Origin of the sequence: Marinobacter sp. P4B1 (assembly GCF_001447135.1) — a bacterium.
Lineage (GTDB): Bacteria > Pseudomonadota > Gammaproteobacteria > Pseudomonadales > Oleiphilaceae > Marinobacter > Marinobacter vinifirmus.
Window position 1 is genome coordinate 335,881 of the sequence record NZ_LLXM01000010.1, and the last position, 21,714, is coordinate 357,594.

The window sequence follows — 21,714 nt, forward strand, 5'->3', positions numbered from 1 at the left end:
GGTGAAGTTCCGGATCGATACCTTCACATTGTTGTTGCTGGGCGCCATTATCCTGGCGTCTTTCCTGCCGGTAACCGGAAGTGCTGCCGATGCCCTGGCGACCACTGGCACCATTGCGGTTGCGCTGCTGTTCTTTTTTCACGGTGCGGCACTGTCACGGCAACAGATTATTGATGGCGCCACCCACTGGCGGCTGCACATCCTGATCACTTCCCTCACCTTCGTGTTCTTTCCGCTGGCAGTACTTCCGGTCAATGCGCTTAGCGGCATAGCACCGGACTGGATGCCGAAAGACCTGGGGCTGGGATTCCTCTATCTGGGGGTACTGCCTTCAGCGGTGTCCTCTTCCATTGCCTACACCGCTATGGCCCGGGGCAATGTGCCGGCAGCCATCTGCAGTGCGGCCGCCTCCAATGTGTTTGGCATGATGCTGACACCGTTTCTGTTGCTGTTGCTGGTTTCCACGTCTGGCACCGGCGAATTTGCGGTGCTTGAAGCACTCAAGGACATTATCCTTCAGTTGCTCTTGCCGTTTGCGGTGGGCCACGCCCTGCGGCCCTGGCTGGGCGGGTTCCTGGGCAGGAACGAGAAGCTGATGGCGCGCTACGATCAGTGCGTTATCTGGATTATCGTGTATTCCGCCTTCTCCCACTCTGTGGTCAGCGGGCTCTGGCAGAACCTGCCGGTTCAGGCCATTGTGCTGGCGATTGTCCTCTGCTTCGGGTTGCTGGCGCTGTTTATGCTGATTGCACGGATGATGGTGAGAAAACTGGGCTTCAGCCTGGAAGACGAAGCCGCGGTGGTGTTCTGTGGCTCCAAGAAGAGCCTGGCGTCAGGACTGCCGATGGCCAAGGTGCTGTTCTCCGGCCACCCCGGGTTTGGCATGATCGTGCTGCCCATTATGTGCTACAACCAGATCCAGGTGATTGTAGGGGCCATCCTGGCCCAGAGGTACCGGGTAAAGATCGAGCAGGCCTCAGCCGCCACCCATACCACCGAATAATGCGGCCAGAATAGCCAGCCCGACAATCCAGCCGATCACCGCCGGCCAGAAATTCATCATCTGCGGCGGCTGTTCGGCCTGGTTATCAAAACCCTGGTCATCGGCCATTCCGGCTTCCGGATAGTTTCTCTCATCCGGTTCCGGATTGGCTTCCTGCACGCTGAACCATTCAAACCAGTCCCCCAGAAAGCGGGCAACCGGTGCCGGAAAACTGCCGTTCTCGGCCATGGGCCGCACCTGGTGCTCCAGCTGGCTGGCAATCTCCCGCCGTAACGGCATCTGATCTGCTGGCGGTTCACACAGAATCGCCTTCCAGATATTGACATCCTGCTGTCGGTCGTTGTCGTTCAGCAGTGCACGAACCTGGATAATCACCTCACGGACGATCTGGGCGTCGTTGCCATCCATTGGGGCTATCGGTTCCCGGGTGTCCGCGGCAGCAACCCGAGGCTCGGGAGTCGAATCAGGCTCAGACGGTGCCTTTGCCACCGATGGCGCATGGCCCGTTGCTTCCTGGTAGGCCTGCCTGAGGGCTTCGGCTTCGTGGTCAGAGGCGAACTTCATCTGTTGTTCGTATGCCTGCCGTATCCGCTCCCGGTTATCGGTTGGCTCGATACCCAGAATGTCCCAACAATTCATAAATTCGCAACTCCGGTCATGGAAGATTTGTAATGTTTCTCGAGACAAATCGCCCGATCTACCCTACGATTAGGCAATAAACGCAACTAATCTGCCCGCTCGGCAAATTATAGAACGACACCCATGCCCATTACGAATTACCTGGCGGCAACCCTGCCCCGAAAACCGGCACTTTCAGCCCGATTTACGCTCGGCTTGTTAGCTGTTTCTATAACCGCTGCGGCTGCGCCACAGGCACTTGCCCAAAGCGAGCAGGAATTCAGCAATGGTTTCTATGCCGGTTTCAATGAAGACATCCCGGAAGTGCTTACCACTACCCGGTTGCGCCAACCCAAAACCCGGGTTCCCGGCAGCACCACCGTGATCGATGGCGACCTGATTCGCAACCTGGGCATTGTTAACCTGTACGAAGTGTTCCGCCTGGTGCCTGGCATGGTGGTCAATTTTGTTGGCAGCCACACACCGGTAACCACTTACCACGGCACTGTTCACTACGAGCAGCGCCGCATGCAGGTTCTGGTGGATGGCCGCACCGCTCACCGGGCCACCCTGTCGGATATGGACTGGGAAACCATGCCGGTGCCGCTGGAGATGATTGAGCGTATCGAAGTAGCCAGGGGCCCAAACTCGGCCGCCTACGGCATTAATGCGTTTCTCGGCACCATCAACATCATTACCCGGGACCCGGCTGACACCGGTGGCGCCGAGTTCAAGGTTACCCGGGGCTCGCGGGGGCACCTGAGAACCTTCGGCTCCGTCGGTCATACGGGGTCTGACTATGACTGGCGCCTGACTTACGAAAAGCGCAAGTTCGACGGCTTTGACTATCAGATTGAAGGGGATGAGCAGGTGCCGTTTTACGACGGCCATGACATCAATTCCTTCACCTACGATTCACGTCTTCAAATAAACAGCCAGGCCGACCTGGAGTTTCGCGGCGGTGTGGTCGATGGCACCAATAACCAGGATCGCTTCAAAAGTGGCGAGCTGGAGCCGCTGGAAAACCCGGATATCGAAGTCAGGGATTTCTACCTGCAAACCCGGTTTAACTACGCCACGTCAGACCGGCATTTTTTCCACATCCAGGCCGCTGTCGAGAACTTTGATCGCCGGCAGGCCTACGCCGTTTCCTTCCCTGACAATACGGCCCAGTGCCTGCGCAACGGAACTCCGCTTTACGAATATACCTACTTCGACAATGGTGATGACCGTGAACGACTGTGCTTTACCAACAGCGGCGGAGAACGGGCATTTGCTACGGTGAACGCCAACTCCGAAGACACCCGCCTGGAATTTGAGTTTCAGGACACCCTGCTGTTCAGCGACAACCTGAAGCTTGTTTCTGGCGCTGGCTTCCGCAAAGACACCTATCGCTCGGAAACCTACTTCAACGGCCGTGGCAACAGCTATCAGTCCCGCTACTTCGGTAACCTGGAATACACGCCAATCTCTTTTATGACCCTGAACGCCGGCGGAAACTGGGAGCACACCAGTACCACCGACGAAGGTTATTTCTCACCTCGCGTTGCCGCCAACTTCACGCTGAGCAACCGCCATGCGCTGCGACTGGTCTATTCCGAAGCCGTGCGTACACCGGATGAATTCGAACAGAACCCCGACTGGGGTTACACGCTCTCGAATGTGCGGCCGGCGATCTATTCAGACCTCGAGGGTTTTCGGGTTGATACCTATGCAGCTGCGGAAGACCTGGATGTTTTAACTCTTGACAAAGACTTGCAGGAAGAGCGCATAACTTCCCGTGAAATAAGTTATTTTGGCCAGTTCCCGATGGATTCCGCATTGTTTTCTCTGGAGGTCAGAGGCTTCAAGGACGAGCTCAGGGATATGATCAGCGGAGTCATTCAGCTCAAAGAATGGACCATCGACAACAACGTGGCAGCCGACCAGAAAGGTTTCGAGGTCGAGGCGTCGCTGGACTTTCCGGGCACCACCCTCCGGGCCAGCTACGGCTACCTGGACCAGGACACATGGTACTCGGGCACTCCGATTATCGGAGCGGACGGCAATGTCGACACCGATACCCAGGACAAAGCCGTCGCCCTGCTCACCCGCATGTCTGTGCGCCATTCAGGCAGCCTTGCCGCCATCCAGGATTTGCCACTGGGGTTCCGGTTCGCCTCTGCGTTTTACTGGGCAGACGAGTTCAATACCCAGTTTGAACGCATAGACACCCGGGTCAGCAAGAGCTTTTTCGGCCCGCGATACAGCGCCGAGCTGGCATTCACCGTGCAGCACTACCTGAACCGGGATCCGGAGCTGAGCTCGGACAACAATATCGAAGACCATAATCAGTTCTTTGTCGAAGCCGGTCTCCGGTTCTGATGGAAACAGAACGCACCCATGATGTATGTCGACACCAGCCAGGAAGGTATGACAATAACCGTGCATAAATCTTTGCGACATTCACTTGGCATGGCCTTCTGGCTATTGCTTTGTTTTTTATGGATGGCCTCGAAAGTTCAGGCGGCCGCAATCACACACCCGGTGGCCTACATTGAAGGCTCAGGCAATGCCGCGCTGGACCAGCATATGACCAACCTGGTCAGTAAGGAGCTGGATGGCCAGGTGGACCTGGTGCCCCTTGAAGCAAAGGATTTGCCCTTAGCCTCGGGCAGACCGGTTATAGCCATAGGGCCCGCAGCCTTTTCGGGGCTCCTGGATAAGGAAATCACGGCACCGATTATCGCCTTACTGGTGGAAAAGCAGGCGATAGAGAATTACCTGGACAAGACCGGGGAGCAGCTGACCGCGGTGTTCTACGACGTCCCGTTACTGCGCCAGGCGCTGACAGGCAAGGCAATCCTCCCGCAGGCTACCCGCGTCAGCGTGCTGGCCACCCTTGATTCAGCAGACATGTATGAGCCTTTGATCGAACAGTTGCCGACTTACGGGCTGGAAGGCCGAATGTTTATCGTCAGCAGCGACGACCAGCTGATTCCAAGCCTTAACCGCGCCCTGACCTACGGTGACTTTGTACTGGCGGGGCTGGATGACAAGATCTACAACCCCCGTAACATCAAACATATCCTGCTGACCGCCTACCGCCGTAATCGAATCCTGATCGGCCCCAGCCAGGCCTACGTCAAGGCCGGCGCCCTGGCATCCAGCTACGCACCTTTTACAACCATGGCAAAACAGACCGCGGATTATTTGCTGGCATTCTTTGAAACCGGAAAGCTGCCGGCACCCGCCTATCCGGATGAATATCGCGTAGAAGTCAACCAGCAGGTCGCACGCTCCCTGAACATCCCCCTGCCCGACCGGGAATGGATTGCACAGGCAGTTGACCGCTTCATCCAGGAACAGCAGGAGGCCGGAGAATGAGTCGCCCGGAGCAAAAGTCCGGCATGTCGCTGTCCCGCCGGCTATTGATCGGAGTGTTGCCCGCAGCCGTGATGTTTGTGGTGCTGATGGCGTTCTTCACCTCCGCCCGGCTGGAAGATTCCCGCCGTGACCTCGCTGAAAGCAGCCAGCTGTTCGCGGACAGCCTGGCACCGGCCCTGGAATACGCCGTGGTTTCCGGTAACCGCGGGGCCCTGGAACAGGTTCTGCGGCAGTCGCTCAGGCGCAGCAAGGCGGAATGGCTCCGGGTAACGGATGTGGTTGGCGAAGAAATCGGATTTGTTGGCAATAGCACCGAATCTGGTGATCGCACCGCAGGCTCCCCGATGATCTATTCCGCAGAGATACTGCAGGAACCGGTCGAGCTTTCCTCAGGAACGGACTGGCTGGCGGGCCAGTGGAACTTCAGCACCGGCTCACTGCGTGTGGGCACCCTTGAGGTGGCTGTCAGCCCCCGAATCCTGGAAGAAAGACAGCAGGAAGTGCTGTGGTCGTCGTTGTCGGTGGGCATAGCCATGCTGTTATTCACCATGCTGTTGGTGAATCATTTCCTCAGCGCTATTTTCCGTGCCATCAGCCAGTTATCCGGCCGGGTAAACCTGTTGATGCAGGGGGATTACGAAGAACAGCCCATCGAAACTCACGGCGGAGGCCGCGAAATTGCCAGTATTCAGCAGCAGCTGAACCAACTGGCCCTGCATCTGGGACAGGCCCGGGAATCCCGGGAAAAGACCCTCGCCCTCTCGGAAACCGCCAGGGAAAAGGCCGAGCACGCCAGCCAGGCCAAGTCGGAGTTCCTGGCCGGCATGAGCCAGGAATTGCGAACACCCCTGAAAGGTGTGCTGGGTATGATTGACCTGGTGCACCAGGAGCCGTTGAGCAAACAACAGATGGATTATCTGGAAACTGCCCGTAAGTCTACCCAGGATTTGATGACGGTTATTTCCGACATGCTGGACTTCGCGCAGATGGAAAACGGCCACTTTGAACTGGCGCACCAGGAATTCGACCTGCGCAACCTGATCAGTAACTGTGCTGCTTCGTACCGCCTTGCGGCCGAGCAACAAGGGCTGATGCTGGAGCTGCACTTTCAGGGAAGCTGGCCTGAAAAGGCCCTGGTTTTTGGGGATTCTGCCCGGGTTCGGCAGGTTCTGGCGGGCTTGCTGGGGAACTCACTCAAATACACCACAGACGGCTATATCAGCGTCCGGGCCAGCTGGTCATCCGCTGATGGCAAGCAAGCGGTGCTCAACTGCACCGTCAGTGATTCCGGCTCGAACAATGCTGGCCAGAGGCTCGACAACTTGTTGCCGCACTATGAGCAGTCGCTGGCAGGAACCGCAACCCGCATGCATGTCAGCAGCGGGCTGGGTTTATCCATGGTGCAGCGGCTGGTAGAGCTGATGGGAGGCCACGTCCAGGTCGATACCGACCTTGGACAGGGAGCCTATTTCCGCTTTGACCTGCCCTTCCAGCTATCCGGTGAGGATTAAGCCACCGGCTCCCGCATGGTGACAAACTCCTCCGCAGAGGTAGGGTGAATGCCGATGGTGGAATCGAACTGGGCCTTGGTGGCTCCGGCCTTGATGGCCACCGCCAGGCCCTGGGTGATTTCACCGGCATCCGGGCCTACCATGTGGGCGCCCAGCACCTTATCAGTCTCTTTATCGACCACGAGCTTCATCAGGCAGCGCTCTTCACGGCCACTCAGGGTGTATTTCATAGGCCGGAATTCTGACCGGAAAACACTCACCTGATGGCCCGCTTCCCTCGCCTCTTCTTCAGTCAGGCCCACGGTACCGATATTCGGCTGGCAGAACACTGCCGTCGGGATAGCGCTGTAATCCATGTCGCCCTGGCCATCGCCATACAAACGGCGTGACAGCACCATGGCCTGTGCCAGTGCGACCGGGGTCAGCTGCGGCGTTCCGATCACATCACCCAGCGCATACACGGACGGTACAGCAGTCTGGAAGTGGTCATCGACCTTCACATGGCCCGACGCCGTCAGCTCCACACCGAGATCGGTCAGACCCAGCCCGTCCACCAGCGCACGACGGCCCGTTGCCGCCATAACCAATCCGGTTTCAAGGGTGTCGCCATTACTGAGGTTGACCTGGTAGTGGTCGTCTCTGGATTCCACCGAGTTGATGGTTACGCCAAAGCGCAGATCCACGCCTTTCTTGCGCATTTCCGTTTCGGTAAAGCGGCGAACGTCGCCATCGAAACCGCGCAGGAACAGGTCACCCCGGTACAGCAAGGTGGTTTCCACACCCAGCCCCGCCAGAATGCCGGCGAATTCAACGGCAATATAGCCGCCACCCCAGATCACCGCGTGACGTGGCAACTGAGGCAGGTAGAACATGTCATTGGAGGTGAGCAGGCATTCCTTGCCGGGGATATCCGGCACTACCGGCCAGCTACCGGTGGCTACGGTAATGTGTTTTGCGCTGTAGGTCTTGTCACCGACGGCAACGGTGTTGGGGCCCTGAAGGCTGGCCGTGCCGTTGATAATTTCAACACCGGCGTTTTCCAGCAGCCGGCCATAGATGCCGTTCAGGCGCTCGATTTCGGCATTCTTGTTGGCCACCAGCGTGGGCCAGTCGAAGCTTACGTCGTCTGTGGGGATGTTCCAGCCATAGCCGGCGGCGTCTTCCAGCTCTTCCCTGACGTGCGCCCCGTAAACAAACAGTTTTTTCGGAACACAACCAATATTCACACAGGTACCGCCCAGGTGGCGGGATTCCACAACCGCTACCCGCGCGCCCCGTTGGGCAGACATTCTTGCCAGCCGCACTCCACCAGAGCCGGCGCCGATCACTATCAGGTCAAAATCGTGGCTGTCAGACACTGTATCTCCCGTTCTACATGATGAATCTGTATCGGATACTATCAGTTACCAGCCAATCATATCGCAAGAGTCAGTCGTACGGACACCGTTCCCGATTCATTACCACGATCCATGGAAGCCTGGTCAATAATCACGCCATGGTTTCCGTTCATTGTCTCGAGCCAGGCAGCGACTTCGGCAAACGGTACGCCTTCCAGCCAAACGCGGATTGCACTATCGCCACTGGGCTCAAAGCGTTGAAGCGCCAGCCCTGCTTCACCGGCAGACCGGGTAACCAGGGCCATCAGCTCACGGCCGCTTTCAGGCTTGTCTGCGTTAGCCGAGCCACTCGCCGGTGCCCCGGTGGAGCCCAGCCGTTTGATTGTGGCTTCATTCGCCTGCATCCAGGCCAACAATTCGCCGGCATTCTCACGGCTTGCCTGGGCTTTTTCGTTGAACGCAGACGCCGGAGCCCAAACTGCGAAATACAGCACGGCCAGCAGCAAAGCCACCACTAGCACGACCAGTGCTTGCCGGTCCCGGGAAGGCAGCTGGTCATACTTTGCAATCAGTTTGCCGACCGCCGGCTGATCCTTGATTCTTGCCCACATGTTCTTAACCTCCGGAAACAGTCAGCCGGCCACGGGCGCCTGTTGCTTCATTCACCACCGAGCCAATCTGGGCCTGCAGCCCCTGATTGGCCAGGCCGTTACGCAAACGGCTCAGGCGGTCGTAGTTGTCGGCCCGCACATCCACCACCAACTCGCCACGGGTTCGGCTGTAGTTGATGGAGTTAAAGGTGATGGCGCTGGCATTCGGTACACGGCTGTACTGGTCACCGGTAAATTTCATCAGCGTGATGAAATCAACATCCTTGCTACCCGACCCCGCAACCCGCAACTGGCCTTCAATCACCCGGCGCACATTGCCGGCATGGGTTCGACGGTCGCCAGGAAAGGCTTCCCGGTAGACAGCCATGGCCTGGCCCTGCAGCTCCTCAGCCTTTTGCTGGTGATAGAAGCCCATACCCACCTCCAGCGCTACCTGAACCACAAACCAGACGGCGGCAACCGCAATCAGCGGCTTCCAGGGCTTGAGCGGGCTGGCACCGGAAGTCTTTACAGAAAACGCACCCTGGCAAAGGTTGACCGGCTGGGACAGGTGTTGATGGTGAGCCCAGGCCAGCAGTTCCAGCACCGAGAATTCCAATGGCTTGGTTTGTACCTGCAACCGGCCACTGCTGCCGGAAAATTCACTGATTGCGCCCTGCCAGCTGTCCAGGTCGGCTTCAGTGCCAAACACCTGTACCGGGATTTCCGCCACTACCTCGTCTTCCGACGGCGTCGCCATGGTCATGGCAAACAGTGGCAGGTTGTCGGCCTGCATGCGCAGCCATTCGCCACGCTGGCTCAGCAGCATCACAGACTCGCCATCCAGGCACAGGCTCCAGCCTCCCTCGGTGGCTGGCAGCAGTGCCGCATCCGGATAGATGGCATCGAGGCGGACGTGTTGCCAACCGCTGAACAGTTGCTGCCAGCGCGCCATTTGCAGATTGTCGATAGCCGCTACCTGGTAGCCGTCCGGCGTGTGGCGGCCAAGGGCCAGGTGCACCGTTTCGATATCCTGCGCCACCTGTTCTTCTACCGCAAACGGCAAGGCCTGCTGGATAAAACGGCTCTGCCTGGCGGGGATATCTGCCACACAGAAGGTGGTCTCATCACCGGGAATCAGCCCGATGAGAATGACTTTTTCCAGCGCGTTCTGCGCCAGGGTCTGCTCGATGTGTTCGCGGGTGCTGGCCTCACCATGGGCCTGGGTATCACCACTGGCATCCTGCAGAACCCAGTCAAACAGCTGGGCGTCCGGATTCTGCTCCGGATCCGCAAACGGCGGCAACGGCCGTGCATACAGGCGGTAAGACATGGTTATCCTTCTGAGAACGTAAAGGGTTCTTTTGTGATCCGGTTTTTCTGTCCGGTATCCCTGTGAACTGTCCGGACTTCACCCTCGGGATTGCGAAACACCGTACTGACCATATTAACGACACGATTATCGTAGGTAATCCGTGATACAACTTCAAAAAACCGCGTTTGCAGCGTAAGGCCGGCGGGCTTCAGGCCGAGGCCGGAAAACTCGGACAGTGCGAGAAAATCCTGGAGATCCTCGAAACGCTCCTCTTCGCGCTGGGCCACGATAGACTGCGCCTGGGCCTCGTTCAGCTCATTATGCAGCGACATCAGCACCGGCACCGTAGCCGAGTTTACATTGATACCAATTCCACTGACCGGAACCGCTGTCACATGGGGCCTTAATGCCACATAGATTTCTTCGGTCATGCCCTCGATCAGCCGCAATTCGGTGATAGAGACAAAGGGCTGGTTCGCGGTTCGGAACGGTTGATCGGCCATCAGGTACTGGCCATCTTCGGCACCGTACGCGCTCACGGTCTGGTCGTCCGAATCGATCCAGTCAATCAGCGCATCCACGTTCAGCCCGGTAATCCCCAGGGCTACGAACAGCCGGGTCAGGCGGTCTTTGGTGAGTGTATCCACCTGCCCGTTGGTGGTCACCAGGTCGTTCAGGTTTATCCGCCCACCCAGGTCGTCAATCTGTACTTCGGCCACACCGTTTTCATCCAGCGGCAGTATGGCAGCGTTCATGGCCCAGAACTCGTCGGGGCTGTCGACCATCAGGCTGTTTTCCCGGTCTTCCTCGAAATCCCTCACCAGGATCCGGCGGGCGAATTCCTCGGCGCCAAGGGCAATGTTGTAACCTTGCTGCTGGGCCAGGTAGTGGCCGGCCTTGAAGATCCGAAGGCTTTGCTGACGGGTCATACCGGAGGCCAGCATGACCACCAGGGCCATGGCCAGCAGCACCATGATCAGCGCCACGCCTTTCTGGTTCCGGAAAAGCATCAGCTACCCCCTCCGTCTTGGGTAGCGGCCTGTTCTTCCGCTTCTTCTTCATCCGTGTCGGACTCTGCGGCTTCAAGTTGCTGGTTGATCACGCCCTGGGCTTGCTGGGGATCAAAATCCGGCAGGGTAAAAGTTCTCACCAGTTCACCAAAGCGCTCGTGCTCCAGGGTAACTTCCATACCCCGGGGCAAGGCGATATCGGGCCGGGCACCCGGAGACAAACCCGCCAGGGCTTCGTCATCGGGCCATTGTTCATGGCGGTTACCATCGGCATCGATAAAACGGATTTCGAATTCAGTCACGTTCTCAAGCAGCAGCAGGTCCCGGCTGGAATCCTCCTGGCCTTCATCCACCACCGGCCAGTAACGCCGGCGCAGTTCGCTACCGGTAAACTCCCAGGCCGACCGCTGCAGACCACTGCGCCGCAGCCCCAGGGGATTGCGCCAGCCCTGCCGGGTAATCATCAGGGCAAAGGCATCGTCCCGGGTGGTCAGCGCGGGTGAAAAGTCGCCGTACACATCCCGTACCGGCCGGTTAACAACCTGGGTGATATCCCGTTCCAGCAGCAACATGGCCTTCTGCAAGCCATCGAACTGCTCGGCAAGCTCGTTCACCCGGTCCCGGGAATTGACTACGCCGTTCACCACCTGCCACACGCCCAGGCCAATGACCGCCGTAATGGTGACGGCAATCAGCACTTCCATCAGGGTGAAGCCCTGCTGGTGCGGCAGCACCGGTACTTTAAGCGGCGTCATTTCTCCCCCAGAAAGGCAGAGAGTGTGTGCACGGAAAACGGCTCGCTCTGGCCATCCGGGTACTTGGCCACGGTCACTTCCACCCGGCGCATGGTCGGCTCGGCGGTACCCAGCACCACGGTAGTTACCCGCCAGCGGTAGTTGCCGTAGTCGGTATCCTCAGAGTTATCCGAGATATCCGGTAGCTGTTCCTGGAGGCGCAGTTCATTCACGCGGTTTTCAGCCAGCCAGCCGGCCAGGGTTTTGTCCCGCACCCGCTCGAAACTGGAAATATAATTGCTGCCCACCTCCGCTGCGGCCGTGGCAATCAGGCCGAACACCAGCAGCGCCACCAGCACTTCCAGCAAGGTAAAGCCACGATTCCGGTTTACCATTCGTCTTCCCCGGCACCCGGCTGTCGCCATTCCAAAGGCGAAATGCCGTCTGAGGCAAGCACGTGCATGCTCTCGATCTCACGGCCCATGGTAAATTCGATTTCGAACGGCGTGGTTTCGCCACTGGAGAAGAACACAAGGTCTGGCCGGAGTTCATCTTCGGCACTGGTCAGGCGCGGGGCGTCGTTCTCGACGTATTGGGTAACCGTCAGCCATTCCGGCAGGGTTCGTTTACGGTACATGCGCTCGGCAGGTGGTTTCCATTCCCCGGATTCGTCCTGGAAGGCGACAAAGCGGTAGCCGTCTTCCTCAAACAACAAACCCAGTTCCAGATTGTTCAGAACCGCCTGCTCCGAGGCGGTCTGCATCAACAGGTAAAGGTCCCTTACCTGGCTTTCCAGTTCGCGCTGCTGGGAGCTGCCGGCCATATTGAACACGGCAAGGGCTGCCAGCAGCCCGACAATAATCAGGACAACCAGTATTTCGATCAGCGTAAAGCCGGCTTGGTTCGCCCTGTTGCGCACAATCGCTTACTTCCCGGTGTTCCAGGCGCTGATATCGGCTGCATCGCCCTCACCGCCTTCGTTGCCGTCAGAACCGTAGGAGTACAGATCATAGGGGCCTTCCCGGCCCGGGCTCACGTACTGGTACTGGTTACCCCAGGGATCTTCCGGCACGCCCTTCAGGTAACCGTCGGCATTCCAGTTTTTCGGTTCCGGGCTACCACTGGGCTTGCTCACCAGCGCTTCCAGGCCCTGCTGGGTAGACGGGTAATGGCTGTTATCCAGACGGTACAGGTCGAGTGCGTTGGCAATGTTGCTCAACTGGGTTTCGGCAACGGTTACCTTGGCCTGGTCACTGCGGCCCATGATGTTCGGCGCCACGATGGCCACCAGCAAGCCCAAAATGACCATAACCACCATGATTTCAATCAGGGTGAAGCCCCGGCTGCGTGCAATGTTGGCGTTGTCGATGTTTTTCATAGTTTCACTCATGTCAGACCTGTGTTTTCCCTGTTTTACTTCTGTGCGGTGGGGCTGTCAGCCCACCAGGTTACTCATGTTCAGAATCGGCAGCATGATGGCCAGTACGATAATCAGCACCACCACGCCCATCACCAGCAGCATCAGTGGCTCGAATAACCCGACAATCGCGGCAATCTTGGACTGCAGCGTGTTCTCCTGCATGCGCGCGGTGCGCTCGAGCATGCTGTCGAGCTCACCACTAGCCTCGCCACTGGCAATCATGTGCAACATCATGGGCGGGAAATAGCCGGTCTGGTCCAGCGAGCGGTGTAACGAGCCACCTTCACTGACCTTTCGTGCCGCTTCCCGCAGTTCCCGGCGCAGGTAATCGTTGGATAACACCTCGCCGGCGATTTTCATGGCTTCGACCAGGGGCACGCCACTGGTTGTCAGAATACTGAGTGTGCTGGCATAGCGCGCCGTGTTAACGCCCCGAACCATGCCTGCAAACAGCGGCAAATGCAGCAGCTGCTTGTGGAATTTCATCCGGAACGCCGGTTTGGTGAGCGCCACCCGGAAACCGATGATGGCAATCACCAGCAGTATCAGAAGATAGACACCGTAAGAGCCCAGAAATTCCGAAACCGACAGCATCGCTACCGTCAGCCCCGGCAGGTCCTGGCCCTGCTTGAGGAATACTTCGATGATATCCGGCACCACGTAGGTGAGCAGAAACACCACAATGGCGATGGCCACCACACTTAGAATGATCGGATAGATGGCTGCCAGCTGGATTTTCTGTCGCGCTTCCTGGCGGCTTTCGGTGTAGTCCGCAAGCCGGTTCAGAACCAGGTCCAGGTGCCCGGCGTGTTCACCGGCAGCTACTGTCGAACGGTACAAGCGGGGAAAGGCTTTGGGAAACTCCCCGAAACTGTCCGCCAGTGTGTAGCCTTCCATGACCTTGGCCCGGATGGCGATGAGCATACTTCGAATGCGAGGCTTGTTGGACTGCTGGGCGGCAGCACTCAAGGCCTGTTCGATGGGGATACCCGACTGTATCAGCGTTGCCAGCTGACGGGTTACCAGGGCAAGGTCTGCCGCGCTCAGGGAACCACGACTGCTCAGCGGGTTGTTGCGGGCCTGTTTTTCGACCGCCGGCGTTACCGCCAGTGGCGTAAAGCCTTTTTCGCGAAGTTGCTGGCGTACCGCCCGGGGCGCGTCCGCTTCCAATACCCCTTGCTTCTGCTTGCCCCTGGGGTCCAGTGCCTTGTATTCGTACGCTGGCATGGATTACTGGCTCCGGTGGGTTACGCGCAGAACTTCTTCCACGGTGGTTACGCCATTCAGGATTTTCTGAACGCCGTCGGCATGAATGCTGGGGCTGTGCAGCCGGGCTTCCCGCTCCAGGTCGAGCTCCCCTGCCCGTTTATGGATCAGGCTGCTGATCTCTTCCGTTATTTCCACCACTTCATAGATACCGATACGCCCGCGGTAGCCCAGTTGGTTGCAATGCTCGCAACCCTTGGCGCGGAAAATCGTAGGCGGATCGGCCGGGTCCTGCTGCAGGAACTGGCAATGCTCTTCAGTCGGGATATAGGGCTCCCGGCAGTGGGTACACAGCACCCGCACCAGCCGCTGGGCGACAATGCCCACCAGGCTGGAGGAAATCAGGAACGGCTCGATGCCCATGTCCATCAAACGGGTAATGGCGCCTACAGCGGTGTTGGTGTGCAGGGTGGACAGCACCAGGTGGCCGGTCAAACTCGCCTGCACGGCGATCTCGGCGGTTTCCAGATCCCGGATTTCACCAATCATCACCACATCCGGATCTTGCCGGAGAATGGCACGCAGGCCACGGGCAAAGGTCATATCAACCTTGGGGTTTACCTGGGTCTGGCCGATGCCCGGCAAGTTGTATTCGATGGGGTCTTCAACGGTCAGAATATTGCGGGTGCGGTCGTTAATTTCCTGCAGCGAGGCGTACAGCGTAGTGGATTTACCGGAACCCGTCGGGCCGGTGACCAGCATGATGCCGTAAGGCCGGTGAATCAGCTTGCGCAGAACCTTGAGATCCTGCCCGGCCATGCCGAGGGATTCCAGGCGAATGGTGCCTGCCTGCTTGTCGAGCAGACGCAGCACAACCCGCTCGCCACTGGACGACGGCATGGTAGATACCCGGATATCCACTTCTCGGCCCGCTACCCGAAGGGCAATACGGCCATCCTGGGGCACCCGCTTTTCGGCAATATCCAGCTTCGCCATAACCTTGATACGAGACACCAGCAACGGCGCCAGGGCCCGCTTGGGCTGCACCACTTCCCGTAACACGCCATCGATACGGAACCGCACAACCAGCTGCTTTTCGTAGGTTTCAATGTGCACGTCCGAGGCATTGGTTTTCACAGCCTCGGTGAGGATGGCGTTGATCAGCCGGATAATCGGCGCGTCGTCTTCCTGCTCCAGCAGGTCTTCGGTTTCCGGCACGGAATCGGCCAGCGAGGCCAGGTCCATATCATCGCCGATGCCTTCGACCATCTGCATGGCTTCGGCGGAATCATTCTGGTAGGCCGCGTTCAGCGCCTGGTCAAAGCGGTCAGCTTCAATAGTGGTAAAGCGGGCCCGGCCACCACTGATCCGGTTGGCCTCGGCCAGCGCAGTGTGGGACGCCCCAGGTTTTACCAGAATGACCGCCTCGCCATCGTCGTTGCGGGTAAGGATCACCCCGTTGCGCTTGGCAAAGGTAAAGGGAAGTCGGCCCAGCGGAGCATCCTGCGGCTGAATTTCGGTCTCGGTGGTCAAGCTCTTCCTCGTTTAAATCCGTCAGGTCACGATTGTTGTTATAGGCCAGGTTCCTGGCGCTGGCAGCAATGCCCGAAAAGGTACCACAGGAATGGGAACCACTGAACAACTCTGTACACTATACTGCCACTAATTCATTGCAGTCTGATAACCTGTGGGCTTTTTAGGATTTTCGACTTTTATCGCAATCAGGAACGCCGATGTTTGCACTTGACCGAAGGATTCCACTGTTACTTGCGCTGGCAGCCGCACTGGCCATGGTCGCCCTCACCGGCTGGCAAGGCTACCGGTTCTGGCAGTCTGAAACCAGCCAGGCTGCGCCGGTAGCAACGGCTGCAAATGGCCCGGAAAGCAGTGGTCCGGAAGTGCCAGCCGTTGACCTGGCAAACCTTTCGCTGTTTGGCACCCGCACCAGCGGCGATGGCCCGGCGGTAACCGATACTGAAAACCTGCCGGAAACCAACCTGCGGCTGTCTCTGCGCGGTGTGCTGGCCGCAGACGGTGATTTCCCGGGCAGCGCCCTGATTGAAGACGACAAAAACGACACCGAAGCCTACCTGGTGGGTGACGAATTACCCGGCAACGCCAGGCTCCGTACCGTATTCGCCAACCGGGTTGTTATCGAACGGGCCGGCAAGCTGGAAAACCTCTACTTCCCGGAAAACGAAGACCGCACCCGCTTTGAACTCGCCAGTTCCGACCAACCGGAGCCCGCCATGGAGACCCAGCCGGTTCGCCAGGCAGCTCCCCGCCCCGCCGCCAATAACAGCAGCTCCGCCAGTGACCAGCAGCGCCGTGAGGAAATCCGCCAGCGGCTGGAGCAATTACGACAACGCCTGCAGAACAACAACTGAGGCCGGCCATGGCAGCGGTCATCGTTCACCGTGTTCGCCGCTCCCTTCTGGTCCCGTTGCTGTTGCCGGTGATTCTCGGCATTTCCCTCGCAAGCGCCATTAATCTGAGCGATCGCCTGATGGACTACGTGCTTCAGGAGTTTGGCCTGGAAGCGCAGCAACGGTTACAAAACTGGCAACGGCTGCATGGCCTGGCTATCAACGCCCCCATCGATCGCAAGCTGCACCTGGTCAACTCCTTTTTCAACCGGGCGGAGTTTGTCAGTGACCAAAGCCACTGGGGCGAGGAAGACTACTGGGCGACCCCGGTGGAACTGCTGACCACCAACGGCGGCGACTGCGAGGATTTCTCCATCGCCAAGTACCTGACCCTGCGTGCCATGGGGGTGCCCGACGAACAGCTGCGCATTGTCTATGTTAAAGCCCTGGAACTTAACCAGGCCCACATGGTGCTGGCCTGGTACAAGACGCCGGATGCCGAGCCGCTGGTTCTCGACAACCTGATAAATCACATTAAGCCTGCGTCGCAACGCCCTGACCTGGAACCGGTTTACAGTTTTAACGGTGAGGGCTTATGGCTGAACCAGCAGTCCGGGGTGCGCAAACGGGTCGGTGATGCGGAAAAGCTTGAACACTGGCGCAAACTGAACGAAAGGCTCGAACAGCAACTCAGGCCTTAGGGCCGGATGCCTCAGGCTCCCAACCGCCACCCAGCGCCTTGTACAGATCCACTGCGGCAATCAGCCGGTTCAGCCGAACCTGGCTCAGTTGCTGGCGGGCATCGAATACGCTGCGCTGGCTCTCGAGCAGGGTGAGTAAGTCATCCGCCCCTTCCCGGTAGCGGATTTCCGTTAACCGCAACGTTTCTTCCGCCTGCTCCAGAATGCTTTGCAGCCGTGTTTCCTGCCCTTTGTACAGTGCCTCCCGATCCAGGGCATCGCCCACTTCCTGGAAAGCCGTCAATAAACTGGCCCGGTAGGTTTCCAGCAAGGCAACCCGGCGGGATTCGGAAATCTCCACGGTATTGCGGCGCTGTCCGCCATCAAACAGGGTCTGGCTTAACCCCAGCACGGCGCTTGCCGTTCGCAGCGGGTCCGACAGGCTGAAAAAGCTGTCGGTCGACGCACGCACTGCACCACTCAGGGATAGGGAGGGCAGCAGTGCGGCCCTGGCCTGCTCGATGTTGGCGCTGGCGGCGGCTAAACGCGCTTCCCCGGCAGCCAGGTCCGGCCGGCGGGTAACGATACTGGCGGGGGTTTGAGGGTCGATAGCCGGCACAGACACATCCAGAAGTGCAGCTCTGGGCTCAGCCTCGGTAAACGGATAGTCACCGGTCAATAAGCGAAGCGCCGCCAGGCGCTGCCGGGCCTGGTATTCCAGCGGAGGCACGGCATTTTTGAGGTTCTGCACGGCCGTTTGCTGCCGTGACAGCTCGGAACGGTCCGCCACACCGTTTCGGTAGCGTGCCTCAACCAGTTTCAGCGTCCGCTCGCCCAGTTCCAGGTTCTTCCGGGCTACCTCAACCCGCTGCTGTAACTCCTGCCATTCGAACCAGGTGCTGGCCACAGACGCGGCGAGGGTTATCCTGGCAGCATCGTAGTCGTAACGGGTAGCCTCAAAATCGGCCAGGGCCGCGGATTCTGCGGCCGACAAGCGGCCCCAAAGATCCACCTCATAATCTACAGACACACCCAGGCTGGTTGAGCCCCCGGTTGCCCTGTCCTGCCCTGACGCCTGGCTGGCCTGCTTACCGGCGCTGCCGGATGCGCCGACTGTTGGCAACAGTGCTGCCCCGGCATTACGCAGCTGAAGGTCGGCCTGGATAACGGCCTGTGCCGTTGCGGCAAGGCCCGGATTGTTGGCATAGGCACGGTTGACCAACCGGTTCAGCTGTTCGTCACCAAAGGCCTGCCACCAGTCAGCATTCACCGTTTCTCCCGCATTTGTTTCCTGGTGCCATTGAGCGGGTGGCGTTAACGGCTGCTCAACAGGTTGGGGCTGGAAACCGGCGCAGCCTGCCAGCAATAAAACGGACCACAAGGGGCTAGTACGAAAGATCATGGCATTACTCCGAAGCCAGCGCATGAACAGGGTCGAGCCGCGCAGCCTTTCTGGCCGGCAGAAAACCGAAAATCAGGCCGGTGGCGAAGGCACAACTGAAAGCCAGCACCATGGGCAGAACCGTCATATGCACCGGCGTACCGAATGAGCCGATCAGCTGGGTAGCGGCAATGCCCAGCCCCACGCCGATCAGCCCGCCAATGGCTGACACCAGCCAGGCTTCCGTCAGAAACTGTTGCAGGATGTTCCAGGCCCGGGCACCGGTGGCCATGCGGATCCCGATTTCCCGGGTGCGTTCGGTCACGCTTACCAGCATGATGTTCATCACGCCAATGCCGCCCACCAGCAACGAGATAGCGGCAATGGAGCCCAGCAGCCAGGTCAGCGTATTCTGGGTTTCGGAAATGGTGTCAATCAGCGACGCCATGTTGCGGATGGTGAAGTCTTCAACACCTCCATGGCGGGCCAGCAAGGTATCGTGGATGATGGCCTCGATTTCCGCCATGCGGTCGATATCCGCCACCGCCACCGTGACGTTGCGGAGGTGGGTTTGTCCGAAAATACGCAAGCTGCCGGTGGTATAGGGCACAAACACCACTTCGTCCTGGTCCTGGCCCATGGGGGATGCTCCTTTCTCCTCCATCACGCCAATCACCTGGAACAACACGTTGTTTACCATCAGGTGCTTGCCCAACGGACTTTCATCCGGAAACAACACCTGTGCGGTGGATGTCCCCAGCACCGCAACGGCGGCATAGTTGGCTTCATCCTGCGCGCTGAAAAAGGTGCCTTCCGCCACCGGCCACTGCCGTGCCACCGGGAACTGGAACGAGGTGGCGTTGATTTCCGCCTGGTGATCCCGGTTTGAGTAGCGCAAAGTCTGGCCACCCGTCAGTTCAGGTATTGCGGCAAGAACACCTTCTATCTCGTTGATTGCACGATAGTCATCTGCCACCAGTGTGGTAACAGACCAGCGCCCTCCCCGCTGGTCCGGGCCGCCGGGGCGAACCAGTAACAGATCGCTGCCCATGGTACTGATTCGATCGACCACATCTTTCTTGGCGCCTTCACCGATGGCCAGCATGGTGATGACCGACGCCACGCCAATAACAATGCCAAGCAAGGTAAGCGCAGTACGGAACAGGTTGCTGCGAAGCGACCGCAGGGCGCTTTTCAGGGCTTCCTGCCAATCGCTCAGCACGGCGCCATTGCGAATATCGGCCGCCTTAACCGGTGCCGTTCTGGTTGTGGTTTCCACGCCGGTATCCCGCACCACCTCGCCGTCGGCAATGTGGATCTGGCGCCGGGCCACATCCGCTACGTCCTGGTCATGGGTAATCAGGATAACCGTGTGCCCCTGGGCGGACAGGTCAGTCAGCAACCGGATCACTTCCTGGCTGCTTTTGCTGTCCAGGGCGCCGGTGGGCTCATCGGCAAAGATAATCTGGCCGCCGTTCATCAATGCCCGGGCAATGGATACCCGCTGCTGCTGGCCCCCGGACAACTCAGACGGCCGGTGGGTCAGCCGTTCACCCAGCCCCAACCCGGTCAGCAGCTCATCTGCCCGCTGGTGGCGCCTTACGGGAGCCATGCCCGCATAGATTGCCGGAATTTCCACGTTCTCCCGTGCCGTCATACCCGGCAACAGGTTGTAACTCTGGAACACGAAGCCGAAGGCTTCCCGTCGCAGCAACGCCAGCTCATCCCGGCTGAGGGCCGAGACATCCCGGCCGTCAAACCAGTATTCACCGGAACTTGGCTGGTCCAGGCATCCTAGAATGTTCATCAGGGTCGACTTGCCGGAACCGGACGGGCCCATGATGGCCACGAATTCGCCCGGATAGATCTTCAGGTCGATCCCCTTCAGCACAGGCACCGCAAGGTCCCCTTGCCCGAACGAACGGGTGATGCCTTTCAGTTCAATCAGCGGGGTATTGCCGGTCATCTCAGCATGCCCCGGAAAGACGGGTTACCGCTGGCACCGCTGCGGGGGTCGCGGGATACCAGGACCACTTCCTGTCCCTCTTCCAGCCCGTTCAGAATTTCCGTCTGCACCCGGTTAGAGATGCCGGTGGTGACTGTCTGTGCTTGCGGATTGCCGGCAGCATCAAGAACCAGCACTGTGTTGCCCTGCACCGCACTGGCGGGCACCCGCAATACATTCAGGGCCTCTTTCTGGATAAAGAACACCTGGGCAGTCATGTTGGGCAATAACTTGCCCTGCGGGTTCTCTGCCTCAAACAGGGCGTTGTAAAGCACCACGTTATTGGTGACTTCCGGTGTCGGTTCGATGTAGTCGAGTTCGCCGTATAACCTGGAATCCGGTTCCCCCAGGGTGGTGAAGTACACCCGCATGCCCGGCTCCAGTTTGCTGATATCCGCTTCCGAAACCTGGGCCCGCGCACGCATAGTGGCCAGGTTGGCGATGCGCATGAGCACGGGTGCGGTCTGGCTGGCGTTCAGGGTCTGACCCTGGCGGGCTTCGATGGATACCACGGTGCCGTCCATGGGGGCATAGATTCGGGCGTAGCCAAGATTGGCTTCTTCGGCACGCAAGGTTGAGGAGGTCTGTTCAATCTGGGCTTCCAGCATCGCCAGCTGGGCCTTTGCGGAGGCCAGGGTTGCCTCGGCAGTTTGCAGGGATTCCCGGGTGGTTGCTTCCTCCCGGTAGAGGTTCTGCTGGCGCTGGAACTGGATTTCGGCGAGCCGTAACTGGGCCTTGCGGTCGGCAATCTGGGCCTGCTGATTCTTCAGCTGAGCCCGGGTGGCGTCAACCTTGGCGGTGTAGACGGTAGGGTCTATCTCCGCCAGCAAGTCCCCTTCCTTGACGTTCTGGCCGACACGAACATGGATGGTTTCCAGTTGGCCCGAGACCTGGGCACCCACATCCACATAGTTACTGGGCTCCAGCACCCCGGTGGCACTGACCAGCAGCTGGATATCACCGCGTGTGACTTCAACCGTATTCAGGGGTTCGGGGGCTTTTCGGGCGTCGCCGGAAAACCACCAGGCAGCAAACCCGGCAGCGGCAACCACCAGCAATACTGCAAACCATTTGACTCCGCGCTTAGGGGAACCAGACGCCATTGACCTTCTCCGTGGATGAACAACCAGAGGCAACCATAGAGAAGCCGCGCATCGAAAAAAAGAGCGAAG

General features: G+C 58.9%; 20 protein-coding genes. 6 read left to right on the plus strand and 14 right to left on the minus strand.

Annotated features, from left to right (window positions below):
* The first annotated feature begins 1 nt into the window (after position 1).
* On the plus strand, positions 2-1,003 hold the full coding sequence (locus AQ621_RS07665; RefSeq protein ID WP_058340955.1) for a bile acid:sodium symporter family protein: 1,002 nt from the start codon (positions 2-4) through the stop codon (positions 1,001-1,003).
* Here the strand turns inward: AQ621_RS07665 and AQ621_RS07670 are convergent.
* Entirely contained in the window at positions 977-1,642 is a 666-nt protein-coding gene (locus tag AQ621_RS07670) for a J domain-containing protein (RefSeq protein ID WP_058340956.1), read from the minus strand. The genes AQ621_RS07665 and AQ621_RS07670 overlap by 27 nt on opposite strands.
* 123 nt (positions 1,643-1,765) lie before the next feature.
* On the opposite strand from AQ621_RS07670, the gene AQ621_RS07675 reads away from it, so the two are divergent.
* The 3 genes from AQ621_RS07675 to AQ621_RS07685 are packed head-to-tail and all read left to right on the plus strand — an operon-like array spanning position 1,766 to position 6,498.
* Entirely contained in the window at positions 1,766-3,985 is a 2,220-nt protein-coding gene (locus AQ621_RS07675; RefSeq protein ID WP_082640938.1) for a TonB-dependent receptor plug domain-containing protein, read from the plus strand.
* A gap of 18 nt (positions 3,986-4,003) precedes the next feature.
* Entirely contained in the window at positions 4,004-4,987 is a 984-nt protein-coding gene (locus tag AQ621_RS07680) for an ABC transporter substrate-binding protein (protein ID WP_227508265.1), read from the plus strand.
* Positions 4,984-6,498: a sensor histidine kinase gene (locus AQ621_RS07685; RefSeq protein ID WP_058340957.1), complete on the plus strand. Its 1,515-nt coding sequence runs from the start codon at positions 4,984-4,986 to the stop codon at positions 6,496-6,498. Before AQ621_RS07680 ends, AQ621_RS07685 begins: the two co-directional genes overlap by 4 nt.
* Here AQ621_RS07685 and gorA read toward each other — a convergent pair.
* The 10 genes from gorA to gspE are packed head-to-tail and all read right to left on the minus strand — an operon-like array spanning position 6,495 to position 15,643.
* Positions 6,495-7,856 (minus strand): glutathione-disulfide reductase, encoded by a 1,362-nt coding sequence (gorA, locus tag AQ621_RS07690; RefSeq protein WP_058340958.1) that lies wholly within the window; start codon positions 7,854-7,856, stop codon positions 6,495-6,497. The genes AQ621_RS07685 and gorA overlap by 4 nt on opposite strands.
* A 56-nt stretch (positions 7,857-7,912) precedes the next feature.
* Entirely contained in the window at positions 7,913-8,446 is a 534-nt protein-coding gene (gene gspM, locus AQ621_RS07695; RefSeq protein WP_058340959.1) for a type II secretion system protein GspM, read from the minus strand.
* Positions 8,447-8,450: 4 nt separating this feature from the next.
* Positions 8,451-9,758, minus strand: a complete 1,308-nt coding sequence (gene gspL, locus AQ621_RS07700; RefSeq protein WP_058340960.1) for a type II secretion system protein GspL — start codon at positions 9,756-9,758, stop codon at positions 8,451-8,453.
* A gap of 2 nt (positions 9,759-9,760) precedes the next feature.
* Positions 9,761-10,750 carry a type II secretion system minor pseudopilin GspK gene (gspK, locus tag AQ621_RS07705; RefSeq protein WP_058340961.1) on the minus strand — a complete coding sequence of 330 codons (990 nt, stop codon included), beginning with the start codon at positions 10,748-10,750 and terminating at the stop codon, positions 9,761-9,763.
* A complete protein-coding gene (gspJ, locus tag AQ621_RS07710; RefSeq protein ID WP_058340962.1) occupies positions 10,750-11,505 on the minus strand; it encodes a type II secretion system minor pseudopilin GspJ in 756 nt (251 codons plus the stop codon). The genes gspK and gspJ overlap by 1 nt, the downstream gene beginning before the upstream one ends.
* On the minus strand, positions 11,502-11,879 hold the full coding sequence (gspI, locus tag AQ621_RS07715; protein WP_058340963.1) for a type II secretion system minor pseudopilin GspI: 378 nt from the start codon (positions 11,877-11,879) through the stop codon (positions 11,502-11,504). The genes gspJ and gspI overlap by 4 nt, the downstream gene beginning before the upstream one ends.
* Positions 11,873-12,403 carry a type II secretion system minor pseudopilin GspH gene (gene gspH / locus AQ621_RS07720; protein ID WP_058340964.1) on the minus strand — a complete coding sequence of 177 codons (531 nt, stop codon included), beginning with the start codon at positions 12,401-12,403 and terminating at the stop codon, positions 11,873-11,875. The genes gspI and gspH overlap by 7 nt, the downstream gene beginning before the upstream one ends.
* 6 nt (positions 12,404-12,409) lie before the next feature.
* The gene (gspG, locus tag AQ621_RS07725; protein ID WP_058340998.1) at positions 12,410-12,862 is read right to left on the minus strand and encodes a type II secretion system major pseudopilin GspG; all 453 of its coding nucleotides are present in this window, start codon (positions 12,860-12,862) and stop codon (positions 12,410-12,412) included.
* A gap of 57 nt (positions 12,863-12,919) precedes the next feature.
* Complete coding sequence (gene gspF, locus AQ621_RS07730; RefSeq protein ID WP_022988988.1) at positions 12,920-14,131, minus strand: type II secretion system inner membrane protein GspF; 1,212 nt, start codon at positions 14,129-14,131, stop codon at positions 12,920-12,922.
* A 3-nt stretch (positions 14,132-14,134) separates the two neighbouring features.
* Positions 14,135-15,643: a type II secretion system ATPase GspE gene (gene gspE, locus AQ621_RS07735; protein WP_058340965.1), complete on the minus strand. Its 1,509-nt coding sequence runs from the start codon at positions 15,641-15,643 to the stop codon at positions 14,135-14,137.
* A 200-nt stretch (positions 15,644-15,843) separates the two neighbouring features.
* On the opposite strand from gspE, the gene AQ621_RS07740 reads away from it, so the two are divergent.
* Positions 15,844-16,497: a type II secretion system protein N gene (locus tag AQ621_RS07740; RefSeq protein ID WP_058340966.1), complete on the plus strand. Its 654-nt coding sequence runs from the start codon at positions 15,844-15,846 to the stop codon at positions 16,495-16,497.
* 8 nt (positions 16,498-16,505) lie between these two features.
* A complete protein-coding gene (locus AQ621_RS07745) occupies positions 16,506-17,177 on the plus strand; it encodes a transglutaminase-like cysteine peptidase (protein WP_058340967.1) in 672 nt (223 codons plus the stop codon).
* Here AQ621_RS07745 and AQ621_RS07750 read toward each other — a convergent pair.
* From AQ621_RS07750 to AQ621_RS07760, 3 genes are read right to left on the minus strand one after another with little or no spacing between them, the layout of a single operon-like run.
* Positions 17,167-18,558 (minus strand): efflux transporter outer membrane subunit, encoded by a 1,392-nt coding sequence (locus tag AQ621_RS07750; protein ID WP_058340999.1) that lies wholly within the window; start codon positions 18,556-18,558, stop codon positions 17,167-17,169. The genes AQ621_RS07745 and AQ621_RS07750 overlap by 11 nt on opposite strands.
* Positions 18,559-18,562: 4 nt before the next feature.
* On the minus strand, positions 18,563-20,503 hold the full coding sequence (locus tag AQ621_RS07755) for a MacB family efflux pump subunit (protein ID WP_058340968.1): 1,941 nt from the start codon (positions 20,501-20,503) through the stop codon (positions 18,563-18,565).
* Positions 20,500-21,645, minus strand: a complete 1,146-nt coding sequence (locus AQ621_RS07760; RefSeq protein ID WP_058340969.1) for an efflux RND transporter periplasmic adaptor subunit — start codon at positions 21,643-21,645, stop codon at positions 20,500-20,502. Before AQ621_RS07760 ends, AQ621_RS07755 begins: the two co-directional genes overlap by 4 nt.
* Positions 21,646-21,714 lie beyond the last annotated feature (69 nt).